Origin of the sequence: Micromonospora sp. NPDC002575, assembly GCF_042889525.1 — a bacterium.
Classification (GTDB): domain Bacteria; phylum Actinomycetota; class Actinomycetes; order Mycobacteriales; family Micromonosporaceae; genus Micromonospora; species Micromonospora carbonacea.
Window position 1 is genome coordinate 216941 of sequence record NZ_JBIARA010000002.1, and the last position, 19007, is coordinate 235947.

Sequence of the window (19007 nt, forward strand, 5' to 3'; positions counted from 1 at the left end):
CCGTTGGATGATTGACTCAACACGCGCGATGAACGCGGGACGAATGGCAGGGGAAGGGGCTGGATGTGAGCCAGCAGACCACCGGGGAGCCGGGCGCGGAGGGCGGTACGGGACGTTCGGCCGGGCCGCTCGACGAGGTGGACCGGCGCATCCTCGACGAGCTGGTCCGCGACGGGCGGATCTCCATCCGCACCCTCGCCGAACGGGTGCACGTCTCCCGGACCAACGCGTACGCCCGGGTGGAGCGGCTGCTGCGCGACGGCGTGATCACCGGTTTCCGGGCCCGGGTCGCGCCCGAGCCGGCCGGGCTGGGCACGTCGGCGTACATCGCGCTGACCATCCAGCAGAACACCTGGCGGGAGGTGTCGGCGGAGCTGGCCCGGGTGCGCTACGTCGAGCACGTCGCGCTGCTCAGCGGCGAACACGACGTCCTCGCCCTGGTCCGGGCGCCCGACAACGCCACCCTGCGGGACGTGGTGCTCGACCGGGTGCAGGGCATCGCCGGGGTGCTGTCCACCCGCAGCTGGCTCGTCTTCGACGAGTTCGAGGGCGCCCGTAGCCCGTGGGCGTGAGCGCCGTCAGTGGTCGCGCTCAGTGTGGGGGCGGGGCCGCGAGGCCGTCGCGGTCGGCCAGCTCCAGCAGCGGCTCCAGCGAGAAGCGCGGGCCGTCCAGGCCGGCGTGCGGGTCGCCGCGCTCGGCGAAACGCGCCGGCAGGGTGAGCACGTCGAAGTCCTCCGGCCGGGCGTCGTCCAGCTCCGACCAGTCCAGCGGCGCGGAGACCAGGGCCCGCGGGGTGGGCCGGATCGAGTACGCCGAGGCCATCGTGTGGTCCCGCGACATCTGGTTGTAGTCGACGAAGACCGGCCGGTCCCGCTGCTCGCGCCACCAGGTGGTGGTGACCAGGTGCGGCAGCCGGCGTTGCAGCTCGCGGCCCAGCGCCAGCACCGCCCGGCGGCAGTCGCCGAAGCCCCACCTCGGCTCGATCGACAGGTAGACGTGCAGGCCCCGCCCGCCGGTGGTCTTCGGATAGCCGACCAGCCCCAGCTCCGTCAGCACCGCGCGCAGCTCGCGGGCGACCGGGACCACCTGCGCGAAGTCGACCCCGGGCAGGGGGTCGAGGTCGACGCGGAGCTGGTCGGGGCGCTCGGTGTCGGCGGCGGTGACCGGCCACGGGTGGAAGCGCAGGGTGCCGAGGTTGGCCGCCCAGATCACCACCGCCAGCTCGCCGGGCGCGACCTCGTCGGCCGTGCGTCCGCTGGGGAACGTCAGGTGGGCGGTGCGCACCCAGTCGGGCGCGCCGGCCGGCAGCCGCTTCTGGTAGAACGCGTCGCCCCGGTTGCTCTGCCGGGTGGCGATCCGCGCGCCCTCGAACACGCCCCGGGGCCAACGTTCCAGCATGGTCGGACGGTCCCGCAGGGCGCGCAGGATCCCGTCGCCGACGGCGAGGAAGTAGCGCACCACGTCGAGCTTGGTCAGGCCGCGCTCCGGGAAGTACGGCTTGTCGGGGCTGGAGACGCGGACCACCCGCTCCCCGACCCTGATCTCCTGCGCCGCCGTGGCCACGACTGACACCGTACGACGCCGCGCCGACCCGCGCGGGCAGGTCGGACGCGATCCGCTGGCGGTCCGCGCGGCGCGGTCAGGGCTTGCGGGCCACGCAGCCGTACTGCGGGACGACGGCCGGCTCCTCGCCGTCGGCCGGACGCCACCGCGCACACGACACCAGGCCCGGCGTCACCAACTCCAGGCCGTCTTCGCCTCGCCGCCCAGCTCGACGGTGGGATGGGTGAGCGCCAGGTAGCTGCCCGGGGGCATCGCGTCCATCAGCCGGCGGACTATCGCCACGGCCTCGTCGGTGTCGAGCACGAAGTTGAGGATGCCCATCATCACGGCCACCGGCCGGTAGTCCGTGGCCCCCTCGGCGGAGCTGGTCAGCAGGGCGCGGGCGTGCACGAGGACCATCGGGTCGTTGTCGACGTAGACGATCCGCGCGTCGGGGGCGACGGCCTGCGCGACCTGGTGGGTGTTGTCGGCGGTCGGCAGGCCGGTGCCGTTGTCGAGGAACTGCCGAATGCCCGACCCGGCGGTCGGGCTCGAAGTTGTCCTTGCCGCCGAGCCAGTAGTTCCACACCCGGGCGTTGTGCGCGACCGAGGTGTCGATGGGCTCGGCCCGTCCGCCCTCGCGAACCCCGACGTCGCCGGACTCTGACACGAAAACTTCTCGGCTGTCGCGGATGTCCGGTCAGCCTAGCTCCGTGCCGTGCCGTGCCGTGCCGTGCCGACGGCCGGGCCGGGTCGCAAGGGACACCTCCGCACCCGCTGCTCCCCGCCAAGGCGTGACACAGCGCAACCAGCTCACCCGACGCCACCACCCCGGCGAGCCCCTTTGCTCTGCACCCACATACGCAACGAATCACGCAGCGCAACCGGCCATCGCCGTCCCCCGTGCTCTCGTTCTCGGCTACGCCCAGCTCATGGCGGGTGCTGCGGATAGGGGTGCAGAGCAAAGGGGGCGGGGGATGTCTGGCGAGGTCGAAGGAAGGTGACGAAGAGTCAGATCGACCACGTGGCGGAGCCAGTCCGCGTAGTCATCACGTAGGGTGATCGCCGCTTGGTGAGCCCGAGGGTCCGCAGTGGCGTCGCCCCGGCCGCATACGGCGCTCTTCGCGCGGACGCCGCTGCGGGAGCTGACGCCGGCCAACTCGGCAGTCAGGACAACAGCGCCACCCCGACGGCCATCAGCGGCAGCGAGACGAACAGGAAGATGCCGACGCCGGTGAGCACCCGCCCGCCGCCCGCGTCCTCCCGCTCGGGGGCCAGCCCGAAGGCCGCCCGGGCGGGCAGCATGCCGATCCGGCTCAGGGTCAGGTCGCCGGTGAGCCCGAGCAGGGTGCCGACGACGATGAGCGCGACGCCGAGCCGGAAGACGAACTCGCCGCCGCTGACCGCCGTCCACACGCCCGCGGCGGCGGCGACCGCCACCAGCGCGACGACGAACAGCACGAGCGCCTCGCGCAGACCCCGGACCACCGTCATCGCCGCGCACCCCTTTCGGCCGGCCGGCGGCCGGCGCCCGTCGACACCCGCGCCGCCGGGGCCACCGGCGGCGCGGGTGACATTCTGCCGGGCGTACGGCCACAGCGCTGTCCCGTGCCGCGCGGTCGACTCAGCCCTTCTCGCGCTGGAGCCGGTCCATCAGCAGCTGCTTGCCCTGCTCGCCCGCCTTGCGGTTGTTCTCCTGGATCTTGCGGAACCAGGTGGCGAGCTCGGTGTCGCCGCGCTCCTCGGCGTCGGAGATGTAGATGTCCATCCGGTAGACGTGCTCCAGCGACATCTGTAGCGCGTGGATCAGGTCGTAGTTCTTGTCCCGCACCGGACTGCCGATCTCCCTGACCATCGTGGCCACGGCCAACCTCCCCGTTTCTCGGCTACGGTTCGACCCCGCGCTTACCCGTCGGGCCCGGCCGTACGCGCCCGCCCCGCGCAGCGGACGGGGATAACCTCCGCCGCCCCACCCCGTTGTACACGTCGCCTACCGGTCGATATAAGGGGAAACGGGGCATTCGATGCGCTTGCCAGTCACGCCGGAAGGGTCCGCGCGGTCGGCCTTCCGGGGAGATATCGAGGGACTTCGCGCCCTCGCCGTGGTCATGGTCCTCGTCGGCCACGCCGGACGCGACCTCGTGCCGGGCGGCTTCGCCGGTGTCGACGTCTTCTTCGTCATCTCCGGGTTCCTCATCACCGGTCTGCTCGTCGCCGAGCTCGAACGCACCGGCCGGATCTCCCTGTCCGGCTTCTACGCCCGCCGGGCCAAGCGCCTGCTGCCCGCCGCTGCCGTCGTGCTGGTCGCCAGCCTCCTGATCACCTGGCTCCTGCTGCCCCGCACCCGCTGGGCCGACACCGCCTGGGACGTGGTGGCCAGCGCCGCCTACGGCCTGAACTGGCGGCTCGCCGTCCAGGCCACCGACTACTGGGCCGCCGACGCCGCGCCCAGCATCGTCCAGCACTTCTGGTCCCTCGGCGTCGAGGAGCAGTTCTACCTCGGGTGGCCGCTGCTCCTGCTCGCCCTGGCCGTCCTCGCCGGGCGTCGCCGGCTGCGCCGGGGGGCCCTGATGGCCGGCTTCGCCCTCGTCGCCCTGCCCTCGTTCGCCTGGTCGGTGCACGCGAGCCAGACCGACCCCGGGCCCGCCTACTTCGTCACCACCACCCGGCTGTGGGAACTCGCCCTCGGCGGGGCCGTCGCCATCGCCGGCACCCGCGTACACCGGCTGCCCCGTGCGCTGGCCGGCGCGCTCGCCTGGGCCGGGCTGGCCATGGTGGCCGCGTCCGCCTTCCTGGTCGACCCCGACCGGGCCTTCCCCGGCTACCAGGCGCTGCTGCCGACGGTCGGCACCGCGGCCGTGATCGCGGGCGCGCAGGCCGCCGGCCGGGTCGGCCCGGCCGGCGTGCTCGGCTGGCGGCCGGTGCGGGCCGTCGGCGCGCTGTCCTACTCGCTCTACCTGTGGCACTGGCCGCTGCTGGTGGCCGCCGAGGCGCGGTTCGGCGAGCTGAGCACGCAGGCGGGCCTCGGCGTGGCGGCGCTGTCGGCCGTGCCGGCCGCGCTCACCTACCGGTTCGTGGAGAACCCGATCCGGATGTCCGAGGCGCTGCGGCGGGAACCGGCCGCCGCCCTGCGCGTCGGCACCGTCTGCACGGGTGCCGCCGTCGCCGCCGGCCTGCTGTTCCAGCTCACGGTGTGGCCGCCCCGGCAGGCGCCGCCGACCCCGGTGGCCCTGCCGCCGCTCGGCAGCCCCACCCCGACCGCGACCACGACCCCCGCCGGACCGCCCGGAGCGGCGGTGCTCGGGAAGAAGCCGCTGGGCGACCGGGCCGGCGCGGCCGTCGACCGGGTCGCCTCCATCACCCCCGACCCCGGCGTGGCCAAGAAGGACGGGCCCGAACAGTGGGCCAACCCCTGCGGGGCCGGGCAACGCGGCGACCAGGCGTTCCCCTGCAAGTACGGGGACCCTCTCGGCGCGACCACCGTCGCGCTCGCCGGGGACTCGCACGCCAACCAGTGGCTGCCGGCCCTGAAGCCCATCGCCGAGGCGGAGGGCTGGCGGCTGCTGTCCTACACTCGCTCCGCCTGCCCGTTCATCGCCATCGAGGTGGCCTGGCAGGAACGACCGGAGCCCGGCTGCCGGGACTGGAACCGCGTCGTGCAGAAGCAGCTCGTCGAGGTCGAGAAGCCGGACCTGCTGCTGGTCGGCAACACCTTCTACCGGCCGTACGGGGTGGACCCCGACGACGTCGACGAGGCGAACAAAGGCATGGCCGAGGGGCTGCGCCAGACCTGGCGGGCGGTCACGGCGGTCGGCACGACGGTGGTCGTGCTCCGCGACTCGCCCTACCTGAAGCGCAACGCCCCCGAGTGCGTGGCGGCCAACCCCCGGAAGCTGACGCGCTGCGCGACGGACCGCACGTCCGCGCTGAACGCGGGCGGCGGGCCGGCGCACGAGGCGGCGGCAGCCGGGCAGCCCGGCGTCCACCTGGTCGACCTCAACGACGCGATCTGCCCGGTCGATCCCTGCGCGGCGGTCATCGGCGGTGTCCTGATCTACCGGGACAGCAACCACCTCACCGCCACGTACGCCGCGACCCTCGCTCCCCGGCTGCGGGACCGCCTGGTCAGGCTGCTCAACTAGGCCCCCGCCCCGGCCAGGGTTATCGCCCGGGAACCCCGGGTACGGTGCGGCGCATGGCGGAACTGGCAGCGCTGTGGATCGTGCGGCACGGCGAGAGCACGGCGAACGTCGCGGCGACCGAGGCGGAGAGCACCGGGGCGGAGCTGATCGGGCTGACCCACCGCGACGCGGACGTGCCGCTGTCCCCCACCGGGGAGCAGCAGGCCCGGGCGACCGGGCGCTGGCTGGCCGAGCTGCCGCCGCGGCGGCGGCCGGACGTGGCGGTCGTGTCGCCGTACCTGCGGGCCGTGCGCACCGCCGAGCTGGCCCTCGACGGCACCGGCATCCCGGTCAGCCGTGACGAGCGGCTGCGCGACCGGGAGCTGGGCGTCCTCGACGGCCTGACCGGGCACGGCGTCGCCCGCCGCTTCCCCGACGAGGCGCAGCGCCGGGCCCGGCTCGGCAAGTTCTACTACCGGCCGCCCGGCGGCGAGTCGTGGACGGACGTGGCGCTGCGGCTGCGCGGGCTGCTGGGCGACCTGCGTCGCGACCACGCCGGCCAACGGGTGCTGCTCTTCGGCCACGACGCGCTGGTGTTCCTGCTGCGCTACCTCGTGGAGGGGCTGACCGAGGCGGAGCTGTTGGCGCTGACCGGCCAGCACGTGATCGCCAACTGCTCGGTCACCGGCTGGAGCGCCGACGCGGACGGCCGGCTCGTCCCCGACGTGTTCAACGACGTCACCCACCTGCACCGGCAGGGCGCCCGGCCGACCAGGGAGGACGAGGTCCATGCCGAACCGGTCTGAGGTGATCACCCCGGCGCTGCTGCGCCGGTGGGCGCTGCCCGTGCCCACCGGGGGCAAGGAGGCCCGGGGCACGGTGCTGGTCGTCGGCGGCTCCCGGTTCACCCCCGGCGCGGTGCTGCTGGCCGGGGTGGCCGCCCTGCGGGCCGGCGCGGGGGTGCTGCAACTGGCCGCCGCCGAGTCCACCGCCGCCGCGCTGAGCATCCAGGTGCCGGAGGCGCTGGTCGTGGGCCTGCCCGAGACCGCCGACGGGGCCGTGGCGGGTCGGCCCGGCGACCCGCTGGACGGGCTGGTGGCCGACGCCGACGTGGTGGCCGTCGGCCCCGGGCTCAAGGACATCGACGCGACCGGGGACCTGCTGCGCGGGGTCCTCGACGCCGCGCCGAAGCAGACCGCGCTGGTGCTCGACGCGTACGCCCTCGGCGCGCTCAGCCACGCCCCGGACCTGTTGGCCGGCTCGGGCCGCCCGGTGGTGCTCACCCCCAACCTGACCGAGGCGACGCACCTGCTGGGCCGCGACCCCGGCGACGACCTGGACGTCGAGGCGGCCGAGCTGGCCCGCCGGTACGACGCGGTGGTCTCCCTCTACGGCCACATCGCCGCACCCGACGGGCGGTGTTGGCGGGAGGAGAGCGGCGACGCGGGGCTCGGCACCTCCGGCAGCGGCGACGTGCGGGCCGGGCTGCTGGCGGGTCTGCTGTCGCGGGGCGCCGAGCCGGCGCAGGCTGCCTGCTGGGCGGCGTTCGCGCACGCGGTCAGTGGGCAGCGCCTGGTGCCCCGGTTCGGCCGGATCGGCTTCCTCGCCCGCGAGCTGCTCGACGAGATTCCGCACACCCTCGCCACCGTCTGACGACGTCCCGGAGGGCGGTGTAACGGCGTGCGGGCTCCCGGCGCTCATCCAGCGGAGGCGGGCGTCCCGTCCGCCTTCCGCCGGCCGTGTCCCCACCAGGGGCGCGGAGCCGGTTGGAACAGCCCCTGGGAGTCTGTGTGAACAACCTGCGTCGCAAGACCCTGGCCGCCGCGTCCGCCGTGACGCTCGGCGTCGGTCTCGCCCTCACCGGCGGACTGGCCCCGGCGGCGGCCGTCGGCCCCGACACCACCTTCCTGGTCCTCGCGCCGCAGGGCGCGACGACCGGCGCCGCGGCGGCCCGGGTCGCCGCCGCGAACGGCACGGTGGTGGCCAGCTACCAGCAGATCGGCGTGCTCGTCGTCCGGTCGACCAACCCCGACTTCGCCTCGGCGGTGAAGGGCGCCGGCGTCGAGTCGGTGGCCGCCACCACCGGCCTCGGCGCCGCCCTCGACGAGGGCGAGACCGTGGAGGTCTCGGCGGCCGACGCCGCCGCGGCCAGCGGCGACCCGACCGCCGAGCCGCTGTACGGGCAGCAGTGGGACATGCCGATGATCGGCGTCCCGCAGGCCCACGCGATCACGACCGGCCGCCCGGACGTGGTCGTCGGCGTGCTGGACAGCGGCATCTCCTCCAGCCACCCGGACCTGGCCAGCCAGATCGCCAGGGACAAGAGCGCGTCCTGCGTCGGCGGCGTCACCGACACCACCGAGGCCGCCTGGAACCCGACCACCTCCGACCACGGCACCCACGTGGCCGGCACCATCGCCGCCGCGATCAACGGCGTCGGGGTGACCGGCGTCGCCCCGGGCGTCAGGGTCGCCGCCGTCAAGGTGGTCAACGACGACGGCTACATCTTCCCCGAGGCCGCGGTCTGCGGGTTCGTGTGGGCCGCCGAGCACGGCATGCAGCTGACCAACAACAGCTACTACATCGACCCGTGGGAGCTGAACTGCCGCAACGACGCGCGCCAGCGTCCGGTGTGGCAGGCCGTCCAGCGGGCCATCCGGTACTCGCAGAGCAAGGGCGTGCTCAACGTGGCGTCCGCGGGCAACTCCAACTACGACCTCGCGCACAAGATCACCGACGAGGGCAGCCCGAACAACGGGACGCCCGAGACCCGCGAGAACCTCACCAACGCCTGCCTCGACCTGCCGGCCGAGGCGCCGGGCGTGGTGACCGTGTCGGCGGTCGGCCCGACCGGGGACAAGAGCTACTACTCCTCCTACGGGCAGGGCGTCGTCGACGTGACGGCCCCGGGTGGCGACACCCGGTTCCGCACCCAGGGCACCCGTTCGACCAGCACCGACGGGATCCTGTCCACCACCTTCAACACCGCCACCCGCACCAACGGGTGGGGCTACAAGCAGGGCACCTCGATGTCCGGTCCGCACGCGACCGGCGTCGCCGCCCTGGCCCTGTCGGCCCACCCGGGGATGACGCCGGGGCAGCTCGCGTCGTTCCTGGAGCGCACCGCCGTGGCGCGCTCCTGCCCGAAGGGCGTGTACAACCCGGTCCCGCTGATCCCGACCGGCCCGCACGCCTACGACGCGACCTGCTCGGGTGGGGCCCGCAACGGGTTCTACGGCGCGGGCATCGTCAGCGCGTACAACGCGGTCAAGTGACCGCCTGACCCGAATCGGTGGGGCCCGGCGTGCGCCGGGCCCCACCTCCGTCTCTCGGTGGCCCGCGCTCCGCCGGCCGGGCGCGCCGCCGGCCGGGGCGATGGCCCCGTCCACCGATCGGGTGACGGCCGTTTCCGCTGCTGGCCTCGGGGTACCGGACGATCATCAGCCGAACCTAGGAGGTCACCGTTGTCGACCGATGCCATCGTCGTGCTCAAAGAGGACCACAAGGAGATCCGCCGCCTGTTCAGGGCCTTCCAGGATGCCCAGGACGGGCCGGCGAGCCGGCGGCAGAAGCTGGTGGGGCAGATCCTGGAGGCCCTCACGGTGCACACCTACCTGGAGAACGAGGTGATGTACCCGGAGGTCCGCAAGCTGCTGCCGGATCTGGAGGACGACATCCTCGAATCGTACGAGGAGCACCACGTGGCCGACCTGCTCTGCGCGGAGCTGGCCGTCATGGACGCCGACGACGACCACTTCAACGCCAAGACCACGGTGCTGATCGAGAACGTGGAGCACCACGTCGAGGAGGAGGAGCAGGAGTGGTTCCCGAAGGTGCGGGAGGCGCTCGGCCGCAAGCAGTTGCAGGAGATCGGCGAGCGGATGATCGCGCTGCGCGCCGACGCCCCGCGCAGCCCGACGGCCCCGAAGGCGATCAAGAAGGCGCTGGACGCGGTCACCGCCTGACCGCGCCCCCGGCACGCGATTCTTGGACAGTTGTCGTCCGCCTCGTGACAGTCCGCCTCGTGACGACAACTGTCCAAGATCCGGAGAGGGGCGGTCAGCCCGGGGACGGGATCAGGTCGACGGCGGCGGGAGGATCTGGCGGAGCTGCCCCGGCGGGACGGCGCGGCGTCGCCACTCCCGGGGGTAGCCGACCGACACCTCCTCGAAGCGCACCCCGTCGTGCCACGTCGTGCGGGGGATGTGCAGGTGGCCGTAGACGGCCGCGGCGGCGGCGTAGCGCACGTGCCAGTCGGCGGTGGCGTCGGTGCCGCACCACTGGGCGAAGATCGGGTAGCGCAGGATCCGGGTCGGCTCGCGCACCAGCGGCCAGTGGCTGACCAGCACCGTCGGCAGCGCCGGGTCGCGGGCGTCGAGCCGCGCGGCCGTCTCGGCGAGCCGGGCCGCGCACCAGTCCTGCCGGCTCGGGTACGGGTCCGGGTGCAGCAGGTATTCGTCGGTGCAGACGATGCCGGTGGCGTACGCCTCGGCCAGGGCCGCCTCGCGGGTGTCCAGCCCCTCGGGCCGCCAGGTGTAGTCGTAGAGCAGGAACAGCGGCGCGACGAGCGCCGGCCCGCCGGGGCCCCGCCACACCGGGTACGGGTCCTCCGGGGTGACCACGCCCAGGGCGCGGCAGACGTCCACCAGGTGCCGGTAGCGGGCCACCCCGCGCAGGGTCACCGGGTCGCTCGACGGGGTCCACAGGTCGTGGTTGCCCGGGGCCCAAACCACCTTTGCGAAGCGCTCGCTGAGCAGGCCCAACGCCCATTCGATGTCGGCCACGGTGTCGGCGACGTCGCCCGCCACCAGCAGCCAGTCGGCCGGCGACCGGGGGCGCAGGCCCTCGACGATCGCCCGGTTCTCCGCGTATGTCACATGCAGGTCGCTGATCGCGAGCAGCGCCCCGTCGTCCTCCCCCACCACCAGTCGATCCTACGGGAGCCGCCGCGGGCGCGGGGACCGCCGAAGGTGGTCCGGCGCGGCCCGCGCCCGGGCGCACCGGGTAGGATCGAGCCGGGCCGTGACTGGCGCGTGGGGATGGACAACCATCGGGAAGCGGTCCCGTCATCAGGACGTCTGCCGAGCGCCTGGGCCTTCCGCACGTCACCAGGAGGTCGCATGTCGTCGCCGAACGCCGAGTCCACCGCCTTCCGCAGCGCCCTCGAGGTGATCCGCGCCGTCGAGCCCCGGGTCGCCGACGCGATCGGGGCGGAACTGGCCGACCAGCGCGAGTCGCTGAAGTTGATCGCGAGCGAGAACTACGCCTCCCCCGCCACGCTGCTGGCGATGGGCAACTGGTTCAGCGACAAGTACGCCGAGGGCACGGTCGGCCGCCGCTTCTACGCCGGCTGCCAGAACGTGGACACCGTCGAGGCCCTCGCAGCCGAGCACGCCCGGGAGCTGTTCGGCGCGTCGCACGCGTACGTGCAGCCGCACTCCGGCATCGACGCCAACCTGGTGGCGTTCTGGGCGATCCTGGCCGACCGGGTGGAGTCCCCGGCCCTGAAGCGGGCCCAGGTGCGCCAGGTCAACGACCTGACCGAGGAGGACTGGTTCGCGCTGCGCCGCGAGCTGGGCGACCAGCGGATGCTCGGCATGTCGCTGGACGCGGGCGGCCACCTCACCCACGGCTTCCGGCCCAACATCTCCGGCAAGATGTTCGACCAGCGCAGCTACGGCACCGACCCGACCACCGGCCTGATCGACTACGACCGGGTCGCCGAGGCGGCCCGCGAGTTCCGGCCGCTGATCCTGGTCGCCGGCTACTCGGCGTACCCGAGGAAGGTCAACTTCCGGATCATGCGGGAGATCGCCGACTCGGTGGGCGCGACGTTCATGGTCGACATGGCCCACTTCGCCGGCCTGGTGGCCGGCAAGGTCTTCACCGGCGACTTCGACCCGGTGCCGCACGCGCACATCGTCACCACCACCACCCACAAGTCGCTGCGCGGCCCGCGCGGCGGCATGGTGCTGTGCGGCCCGGAGCTGGCCGACCAGGTCGACCGGGGCTGCCCGATGGTGCTCGGCGGCCCGCTGCCGCACGTGATGGCCGCCAAGGCGGTCGCCCTGGCCGAGGCGCGCCGCCCCGACTTCGCCGACTACGCGCAGCGCATCGTCGACAACGCCCAGGCCCTCGCCGAGGGGCTGCTGCGCCGGGGCGCGAAGCTGGTCACCGGCGGCACCGACAACCACCTGGTGCTCATCGACGTCTCCGGGTACGGCCTGACCGGCCGGCAGGCCGAGCAGGCGCTGCTGGACTCGGGCATCGTCACCAACCGCAACGCGGTCCCGCAGGACCCGAACGGCGCGTGGTACACGTCGGGCATCCGGATCGGCACCCCCGCCCTGACCACGCGGGGCCTGGGCGCCGCCGAGATGGACGCGACGGCCGAGCTGATCCACACCGTGCTCAGCCAGACCACGCCGGGGTCGAACGCCGACGGCACGCCGTCGAAGGCCAAGTACGTCCTGGACCCGGCCCTGGCCGACAAGGTCAGCCGCCAGGCCACCGACCTCCTGTCGACCCACCCCCTCTACCCCTCGGTAACCCTGGCCTGACCCGCCCACCTGCTCGGTGATCAAGAGGTTTGCGTCATCGTGGAGATCGACTTTGACGCTTTCCTCTTGATCACCGGGGCGGGACCGGGCGGGGAGGCGGGACGCCGCGCGCAACCGAGGGGCGGGGTGCGTCAGGCCATGGGGCGCTTGAGGTGGTAGCGGTGGACCTCGGTGCTGCCCTGGACGTTGTTCACGTCCTCGGCGGCGGAGACCAGCTCCCAGCCCTCGCGGCCGGCCCGGTTGAGGTGCGCGATCGCGGTGTCGCCGTACGCGGTGATGTCGGTGCGGGACCCGTCCGGGCCGTACCACACGAACGAGACGTGGAAATTGCGCCCCTGCCCCTGGTAGCGGCGGACCAACAGTGCGTACTCCCATGCGACCATGCGGTCCATTATGGCCGGTCGACCCGGGCGCGCGGCGCACGGGGGGTGGCGGAACGACGACAGTACGAGATCAGCCCGGGGCCGCCGGCACGGGCGACCGGGCCAGCTCGTCGGCGATCAGCGCGGCGAGCCGGTCGAGGCCGGCGTCGATCTGCCCGGGCGTCACGGCGCTGATCGACAGCCGCAGCGCGGCCACCGGCGCGGTGTCGTCGTAGAAGTGCGCCATCGGCGTCCACAGCACGCCGTAGTCCTCGGCGGAGCGGCGCAGCAGCGCGTCGTCGACGGGGAACGGGACGCTCACCACGGCGAAGAAGCCGCCCGCGGGGACGTTCCACCGCACCGGCGACGGGTCGGGGAATCGCCGGGCCAGGCCGTCGACGAGGTGGCGCAGGTTGCGGGCGTACGCGGCGCGCTCGCGGGTGTTGGCGGCGACGAGGCTGCACCCGTGGGCGAGCAGCGCCCCGCCGACGACCGCCTGGGCGATGGCGGAGGTGTTCACCGTGACCATGCTCTTGATCTTGGCGAGCTGGTCGGCGAGCGGCCCGACCCTCCCGTCGGCGTCGCGCACCCGCTGGTCGGCGACCACGTAGCCGACCCGCGCCCCGGGCAGCACGGTCTTGGCGAACGAGCCGAGGTAGACCACCCGCCGTCCGGCGTCGAGGGCCTTGAGCGTGGGCAGCCGCACCGCCCCGTCGGCGTGGAACAGCCCGTACGGGTTGTCCTCGATCAGCAGCAGGTCCTCGGCGGCGGCGAGGTCCAGCAGCCGCCGCCGGTCGGCCAGGCCGATGCTCGCCCCGGACGGGTTGGCGAAGTCCGGCATCACGTAGCAGGCGCGCGGGCGCAGCCCCTCGGCGCGGGCCCGGCGCACCTGCGCGCGCAGGTCCGCCAGGTCGATGCCGGCCGGCCCGCCGGCCACCGGGCGCACCGGCAGGTCCACCAGCCGGGCCGCGCCGGTCAGCCCGACGTACGTGGGGGCGACGGCGAGCAGCACGTCGGCGGGGCCGGCGCGCAGCGCCCGCAGCACCAGCAGCATCGCCTCCTGGCAGCCGACGGTCACCACGATCGACTCCGGGTCGACGGTGATCTCCTCGTCGACGGCGAGGTTGCGGGCGACGAGGTCGTGGATGATGCCCTTGGTGCGGCCGTACTGGAACAGGGCGCGGTGCACCTGCGCCGGGCCGTAGCCGAGGTCGTCGGCCAGGTGCGCGCGGAACGTCTCCAGGTGCCGGTGCAGGTCGGCGACGTCGAAGAACTCCTCGTACGGGCGGCCGGCGGCCAGCGACACCGCGTCGGGATAGCGCTGGGCGACCTCGTTGAGGAAGTTCATCGAGTTCAGCGCGGGATCGCCGACCGCCGGGTGCAGGTCGGCCACGTCCAGGTCGGTGTGCCCGCTCAGGTCCACCGGTCGTCCACCGTCCACGTTCAGCCTTCCGTGATCGTACGCAGGTCGCGGGCCTCCGCCGGGTCGGCGCACCCGGCGAGGGTGAGGGCGTCGCGCAGCTCGGCGGCGAGCAGCGCGAACGCGGCGTCGACGCCGGCCCGCCCGCCGACGGCCAGCGCCCACAGCAGCGGCCGTCCCACCAGCACCCCCGTCGCGCCGAGCGCCAGCGCGCGCAGCACGTCGACGCCGCCGCTGATGCCGCCGTCGACCAGCACCTCGCACCGGTCGCCGACGGCGGTGCGCACCTGCGGCAGCATGGTCAGCCCGGCGGGGGCGGCGTCGAGCTGCCGCCCGCCGTGGTTGGACACCACCACCGCGTCCGCGCCCGCGTCGGCGGCCAGCACCGCGTCGCGGGGGTCGAGGACGCCCTTGACCACCAGCGGCAGGTCCGTGCGCCCGCGCAGCCAGGCGACGTCGGACCAGGTGAGGGCCGAGGCGAACGCGGCGCTGGTGTGCCGGGCCACGGCCGACGTGCCGGGCGTGCCGGCGTGCGCCAGGTCGTCGCGGCTGCCCGGCAGGTTCGCGGCGGCCACGTGCGGCGGCAGGGCGAACCCGTTGCGCACGTCGCGCAGCCGGGGGCCGAGGATCGGCACGTCGACGGTGAGCATGAGCGCGGTGCACCCGGCCCGCTGCGCCCGGTCCACCAGCTCGCGCACCATCCCCCGGTCCCGCAGCCAGTAGAGCTGGAACCACACCGGCCCGCCGGCCGCCGCGATCTGCTCGATGGTGGCGCTGCTCAGGGTGCTCGCCACGTAGGGCACCCCGGCCGCGCCGGCCGCCGCCGCGAGCGCGGGCTCGCCGTCGGGGTGCACGAGCCGCTGGTACGCCATCGGCGCGACCGCCACCGGCAGGGCCTGCGGCCGGCCGAGCAGCGGGGCGTCGGTGCGGGGCCGGTCGATGCCGCGCAGCATCCGGGGCAGCACGGCGACCCGGTCCAGGGCGGCCCGGTTCGCGGCGAGCGCGGTCTCGGCGCCGCTGCCGCCGGCCACGAAGTCGTACACCTCGGGCGGCAGCGCCTCGCGGGCCAGCGCGGCGAAGTCGGCGAGGCTCGCCGCGAACGGCGTCGCACCGGCCGGGGCGGCGGGCGCGGCCGGCGCGGGGCCGGAGGCGACGGGCCCGGCCGGGGCGGCCAGGTCAGCCATCGACCGCGCCCGCGTCGGCCGGCACCGCCGGGGCGACGCCGAGCCGGTCACGCAGGAACGCGGCGGCCCGGTCCTGGGCGTGCCGACCGGCGTCGAACGCCCCCGGCATGGCGAAGAACCCGTGGATCATCCCGGGATAGCAGGCCAGCTCCACCGGCACCCCCGCCGCGCGCAGCCGGTCGGCGTAGCGCTCCCCCTCCTCGCGCAGCGGGTCGTACTCGGCGGTGATCACCAGGGCCGGCGGCAGGCCGGTCAGGTCCTCCGCCAGCAGCGGCGACGCGAGCGGGTTCGCCGCGTCGGCCGGATCGGGCAGGTAGTGCCCCCGGTACCAGGCCACCGAGTGCCGGTTGAACAGCAGCGGGTCCTGCTCCCCGCCGGGCCCGGCGGACTCGACGGGATCGGCAGACCCCGCCGGCTCGGCGCGCTCGCGCTGGTCGGTGTTGGGGTAGACCAGCAACTGGGCGGCCAGCGCCGGCCCACCGCCGTCGCGGGCCAGCAGGGTCACGGCGGCGGCGAGGTTGCCGCCCGCGCTGTCCCCGCCGACGGCCAGCCGGGCCGGGTCGGCCCCGAACTCGTCGGCGTGCGCGGCGAGCCAGCGCACGGCGGCGTGGCAGTCGTGCACCGCCGCCGGGAACGGGTGCTCGGGGGCGAGCCGGTAGCCGACCGTGACGACCTGGCAGCCCGTGGCGTTGGCCAGCCGGCGGCAGATCCCGTCGGCGGTGTCGACGCTGCCGAGGGTCCAGCCGCCGCCGAAGAAGTAGACCAGGGTCGGCAGCGGGCCGGCCCCGGCCGGCCGGTGCACGCGTACCGGCAGGTCGCCGGCGGGGCCGGGGACGACCGTGTCGCGTACCTCGTGCACCGGCTCGGCGTCGCCGCCCCCGGCCCGGATGGCCGCCAGGTCGGCCGCGCGCGCCTCGGCGAGGGTCTGGGTGTACAGCGGCGCGACGCCGGCCGCCGCGCGTGCGGCCCGATACGCGACCACCTGCGGGTCCAGGGGCATGGGTGGGTCTCTCCTCTACTCGCCGGTGGTGACGAACAGCTTGTCGATGCCGCGCAGGAACAGGCTGCCGCTGTAGACGGGCTGCTGGGTGATGCGCAGCCCGGGGAAGCGGGCGAACAGCCGCGGCAGGGCGAGCTGGCCCTCCAGCCGGGACACCGCCGAGCCGAGGCAGAAGTGCAGGCCGACCCCGAAGGCCAGCGACGGCGGGCCGGCGCGGCGCGGGTCGAACCGGTCGGGGTCGGCGAAGCGGGCCGGGTCGCGGTTGGCGGCGGCGATCAGCAGCATCACGTTCTCGCCCTCGGCGACCTTCACCCCGTGCAGGACGGTGTCGCGGGGCGCGGCCCGGGCCAGGAAGTGCACCGGGCTCTGCATGCGCAGCACCTCGTCGACGCAGCCCCGGGTCAGCTCGGCGTCGCCGGGCAGGGCGGCGGTCACGTCGGGGTGCTCCAGCAGCAGCGGCAGGCCGTTGCTGAACATGTAGACGGTGGTGACGAAGCTGGCGTTGAACAGGACGATGAGGTTGCTGATCAGCTCGTCCTCGGTGAGGTCCACGCCGCCGGCGTCGAGCGCCTCCACGAGGCCGCTGATCAGGTCCTCGCCGGGGGCGCGGCGGCGCTCGGCGATCCGCTCCCGGTAGTAGCCGCGCAGCTCGGCGGCGGCGGTGTTGGCCTTCGCCAGCCGCTCGGGGGTCGCCCCGGCCACGTCGAGGAAGTCGTCGATCCAGTCGACCCGCTCGCGGTACCAGGGCAGGTCGGCCTCGGGCAGGCCGATGAACTCGGCCATCACCAGCGCCGGGATCGGGTACGCGAAGTCGGCCACGAAGTCGACCTCGGCCCCGCCGGCGCCCGCCTCGGCCATCCGGTCCAGCAGCGTGTCGGTGACCCGGGTGATCACCGGTTCCAGGGCGCCCAGCCGGCGCGGGGTGAAGGTCTTGGCGAACACCGCCCGCATCCGGGTGTGGTCCGGCGGGTTGATGAACATCATCGACGACTCGAAGGTGCGCAGGATCTCGTGCTGTTCCCAGCCGGGCGGGGACTGCTTGAGCCACTCCGGGTCACGCAGCACCTGGTCGACGACGTCGTACCCGCCGGCGACGGCGCTGACGGTGCTGTGCTCGGGGCGGTCCGGGATCTCGCGGATCGGGCCCAGCTCGTGCAGGGCCGCGTAGAAGGGGTAGGGGTTCTGCCGGCCCTGATCGCTGTACAGGCCGGAGAGCAGCTCTTTGACGTCCACAGTGGTGCTTCCTCCCCAGGAAGTTGGCGACGGGGCGGCGGGGGAATCACCCCCGCCGCCCCGCCGGTGTCACAGACCGAGCAGGCGCAGCGGCACCGCGTCGGCCATCGCCTGGTTGCCCAGGTCGTTCGGGTGGATGTGGTCACCCGAGTCGTACGCCGGCAGCAGCCGGCTCGGCTGGGCCGGGTCGCGCAGCACCTTGTCGAAGTCGAGCAGCCCGTCGAACTCGTGGCTGCTCCGCAGGTACGCGTTGACCGCCTGGCGGGTGGCCTCCTTCTCCGGCGTCCACACCCCCGGGTTGCCGTGCCCCTCGTACGGGGTCAGCGTGGCCACCAGGCTGGTCAGGCCGCGGGCCTTGACCTGCTGGTTGACCTGCCGCAGCGAGGCGATGATCTTCTCGGCGGAGTCGTCCGACATCCAGATGTCGTTGATGCCCAGGTGGGTCACGACGGTCCGCACGCCGGTCTGCGGGAAGACGTCCTCGCCCAGCCGGGCCAGGGCGTTCGGGCCCAGCTCGTAGTAGCCGGGGAAGCCGCCCGCGCCGGGCTCGGTGCCCTCGTGGTTGAGCCGGTTGCCGGCCAGGCTGAGGTTGAGCACGCCCGGGGTACGCACGTCGGGGCGGGCGTCGATCAGCCGGTCGGCGAGCAGGTCCGGCCAGCGCCGGTTGGTGTTGACCGTGCTGCCGTTGCCGTCGGCGATGGAGTCGCCGAGGACGACGACCGAGCCGGGGCTGAGCTTGCGCTGCACGTCCACGCCGGACAGGAACATCCAGCAGCAGTCGGGGCGGATGGTGAAGCCCGTTCCGCCGGCGGCGCCGGTGAGGTCGGTGGCGCCGATGAACGTGGTCTGCCGCGACTGGCCGTGGAAGGTCACCGGCCCGGTCAGCTCGGGGAAGTACAGCGTGACGACCAGGTCCTCCTGGTCACCGACCGGGAGGTCGACCGGGTCGCTGAGCAGCTCGCCGCCCTTGTTCATGGTGACCGAGGCGGAGCCGTTGAAGGTCAGCTCCTTCACGGTCGGGGCGGCCACGTCCGACAGGTCCGTCGGGGTGGACGTGTCCGGCCGGGCGATGGTGGCCCGGCCGACCTTCACGGCCTGCTCGCCGTAGAGGTTGCTCAGCCGCACGCGCAGCCGGGGACCGCCCACGGTGGTGTGCACGATCATCCGGATGCTCTGGTTGTTGAGGCCGGTGTTGGTCAGCCCGACCGTGTTGCCCCGGGTCACCGCGGCGGCCCAGCTGCCCGCCCACACGGGTGCGCCGGGGCGCTTCCCGGTGTCCGGGCCGGCGGTGGCCACCACGGCCGGCGCTCCCACGACCAGCGCCGTGGCCGCGGCGGCGATCACCTGCCATCTCTTCGGGGCCGTTATCAAGCGCCACTTGTTCGGAGTCGACATTGAACCTCCATGTTGGCAGCCCAGGGTCGTCCACTGACGACAGCCTCCTGGACGATGGTCCAGAAACCTAGCCGCGCCCCTGACAGGCGTCAATCAACCTGATCGACAAGATCAAATGACGTCGGGGCGCGGCCGTGCGCCGATCGGCCCGGTGCCCGGCGCGGTTGCGCGGCCTACGCTCGAAGCTGGC

The 19007-nt window shown here is 74.1% G+C and carries 17 protein-coding genes, 1 pseudogene and 1 riboswitch; of the genes and pseudogenes, 7 read left to right on the top strand and 11 right to left on the bottom strand.

The features are described from left to right. Positions 1–137: 137 nt before the first annotated feature. Positions 138–572 carry an Lrp/AsnC family transcriptional regulator gene (locus ACFYWL_RS04420; protein ID WP_386967771.1) on the top strand — a complete coding sequence of 145 codons (435 nt, stop codon included), beginning with the start codon at positions 138–140 and terminating at the stop codon, positions 570–572. Between the two features lie 19 nt (positions 573–591). On the opposite strand, the gene ACFYWL_RS04425 is transcribed toward ACFYWL_RS04420, so the two are convergent. From ACFYWL_RS04425 to ACFYWL_RS04440, 4 genes and pseudogenes are all read right to left on the bottom strand, one after another. Then, complete coding sequence (locus ACFYWL_RS04425) at positions 592–1563, bottom strand: DNA polymerase domain-containing protein (protein ID WP_386967237.1); 972 nt, start codon at positions 1561–1563, stop codon at positions 592–594. Positions 1564–1639: 76 nt separating this feature from the next. Then, a pseudogene (locus ACFYWL_RS04430) lies at positions 1640–2212 on the bottom strand (SAM-dependent methyltransferase). Between the two features lie 497 nt (positions 2213–2709). Next, positions 2710–3036: a hypothetical protein gene (locus ACFYWL_RS04435; protein ID WP_043969573.1), complete on the bottom strand. Its 327-nt coding sequence runs from the start codon at positions 3034–3036 to the stop codon at positions 2710–2712. Positions 3037–3166: 130 nt separating this feature from the next. Then, entirely contained in the window at positions 3167–3397 is a 231-nt protein-coding gene (locus ACFYWL_RS04440) for a hypothetical protein (protein ID WP_386967773.1), read from the bottom strand. Positions 3398–3566: 169 nt separating this feature from the next. Between ACFYWL_RS04440 and ACFYWL_RS04445 the strand changes: the two genes are divergently transcribed. The 5 genes from ACFYWL_RS04445 (at position 3567) to ACFYWL_RS04465 (ending at position 9628) form a co-directional block, all read left to right on the top strand. Beyond that, the gene (locus ACFYWL_RS04445; protein ID WP_386967240.1) at positions 3567–5684 is read left to right on the top strand and encodes an acyltransferase family protein; all 2118 of its coding nucleotides are present in this window, start codon (positions 3567–3569) and stop codon (positions 5682–5684) included. 53 nt (positions 5685–5737) lie between these two features. Continuing rightward, positions 5738–6469: a histidine phosphatase family protein gene (locus tag ACFYWL_RS04450; RefSeq protein ID WP_386967243.1), complete on the top strand. Its 732-nt coding sequence runs from the start codon at positions 5738–5740 to the stop codon at positions 6467–6469. Continuing rightward, positions 6453–7316: an NAD(P)H-hydrate dehydratase gene (locus ACFYWL_RS04455; protein ID WP_386967245.1), complete on the top strand. Its 864-nt coding sequence runs from the start codon at positions 6453–6455 to the stop codon at positions 7314–7316. The genes ACFYWL_RS04450 and ACFYWL_RS04455 overlap by 17 nt, the downstream gene beginning before the upstream one ends. 137 nt (positions 7317–7453) lie before the next feature. Next, positions 7454–8938: a S8 family serine peptidase gene (locus ACFYWL_RS04460; protein ID WP_386967248.1), complete on the top strand. Its 1485-nt coding sequence runs from the start codon at positions 7454–7456 to the stop codon at positions 8936–8938. A gap of 189 nt (positions 8939–9127) precedes the next feature. Beyond that, positions 9128–9628, top strand: a complete 501-nt coding sequence (locus ACFYWL_RS04465) for a hemerythrin domain-containing protein (RefSeq protein WP_386967251.1) — start codon at positions 9128–9130, stop codon at positions 9626–9628. A 111-nt stretch (positions 9629–9739) separates the two neighbouring features. Here the strand turns inward: ACFYWL_RS04465 and ACFYWL_RS04470 are convergent, their stop codons facing one another. Continuing rightward, complete coding sequence (locus ACFYWL_RS04470; protein WP_386967776.1) at positions 9740–10591, bottom strand: metallophosphoesterase family protein; 852 nt, start codon at positions 10589–10591, stop codon at positions 9740–9742. Between the two features lie 84 nt (positions 10592–10675). Further along, positions 10676–10765, top strand: a riboswitch (ZMP/ZTP riboswitch). A gap of 18 nt (positions 10766–10783) precedes the next feature. On the opposite strand from ACFYWL_RS04470, the gene ACFYWL_RS04475 reads away from it, so the two are divergent. Beyond that, positions 10784–12223: a glycine hydroxymethyltransferase gene (locus ACFYWL_RS04475; protein ID WP_386967254.1), complete on the top strand. Its 1440-nt coding sequence runs from the start codon at positions 10784–10786 to the stop codon at positions 12221–12223. Positions 12224–12354: 131 nt separating this feature from the next. On the opposite strand, the gene ACFYWL_RS04480 is transcribed toward ACFYWL_RS04475, so the two are convergent. The 6 genes from ACFYWL_RS04480 to ACFYWL_RS04505 all read right to left on the bottom strand — a co-directional run bounded on the left by ACFYWL_RS04480 (position 12355) and on the right by ACFYWL_RS04505 (position 18763). Further along, a complete protein-coding gene (locus tag ACFYWL_RS04480; protein WP_043968905.1) occupies positions 12355–12615 on the bottom strand; it encodes a hypothetical protein in 261 nt (86 codons plus the stop codon). A 61-nt stretch (positions 12616–12676) separates the two neighbouring features. Then, positions 12677–14080 (bottom strand): PLP-dependent aminotransferase family protein, encoded by a 1404-nt coding sequence (locus tag ACFYWL_RS04485; RefSeq protein ID WP_386967256.1) that lies wholly within the window; start codon positions 14078–14080, stop codon positions 12677–12679. Next, positions 14029–15189, bottom strand: coding sequence for an alpha-hydroxy acid oxidase (locus ACFYWL_RS04490; RefSeq protein ID WP_386967259.1), 1161 nt, complete (start codon positions 15187–15189; stop codon positions 14029–14031). Before ACFYWL_RS04490 ends, ACFYWL_RS04485 begins: the two co-directional genes overlap by 52 nt. Then, complete coding sequence (locus ACFYWL_RS04495) at positions 15182–16189, bottom strand: alpha/beta hydrolase (RefSeq protein ID WP_386967261.1); 1008 nt, start codon at positions 16187–16189, stop codon at positions 15182–15184. Before ACFYWL_RS04495 ends, ACFYWL_RS04490 begins: the two co-directional genes overlap by 8 nt. Positions 16190–16204: 15 nt before the next feature. Further along, complete coding sequence (locus ACFYWL_RS04500) at positions 16205–17422, bottom strand: cytochrome P450 (protein WP_386967264.1); 1218 nt, start codon at positions 17420–17422, stop codon at positions 16205–16207. Between the two features lie 69 nt (positions 17423–17491). Further along, complete coding sequence (locus tag ACFYWL_RS04505; RefSeq protein ID WP_386967778.1) at positions 17492–18763, bottom strand: SGNH/GDSL hydrolase family protein; 1272 nt, start codon at positions 18761–18763, stop codon at positions 17492–17494. Positions 18764–19007 lie beyond the last annotated feature (244 nt).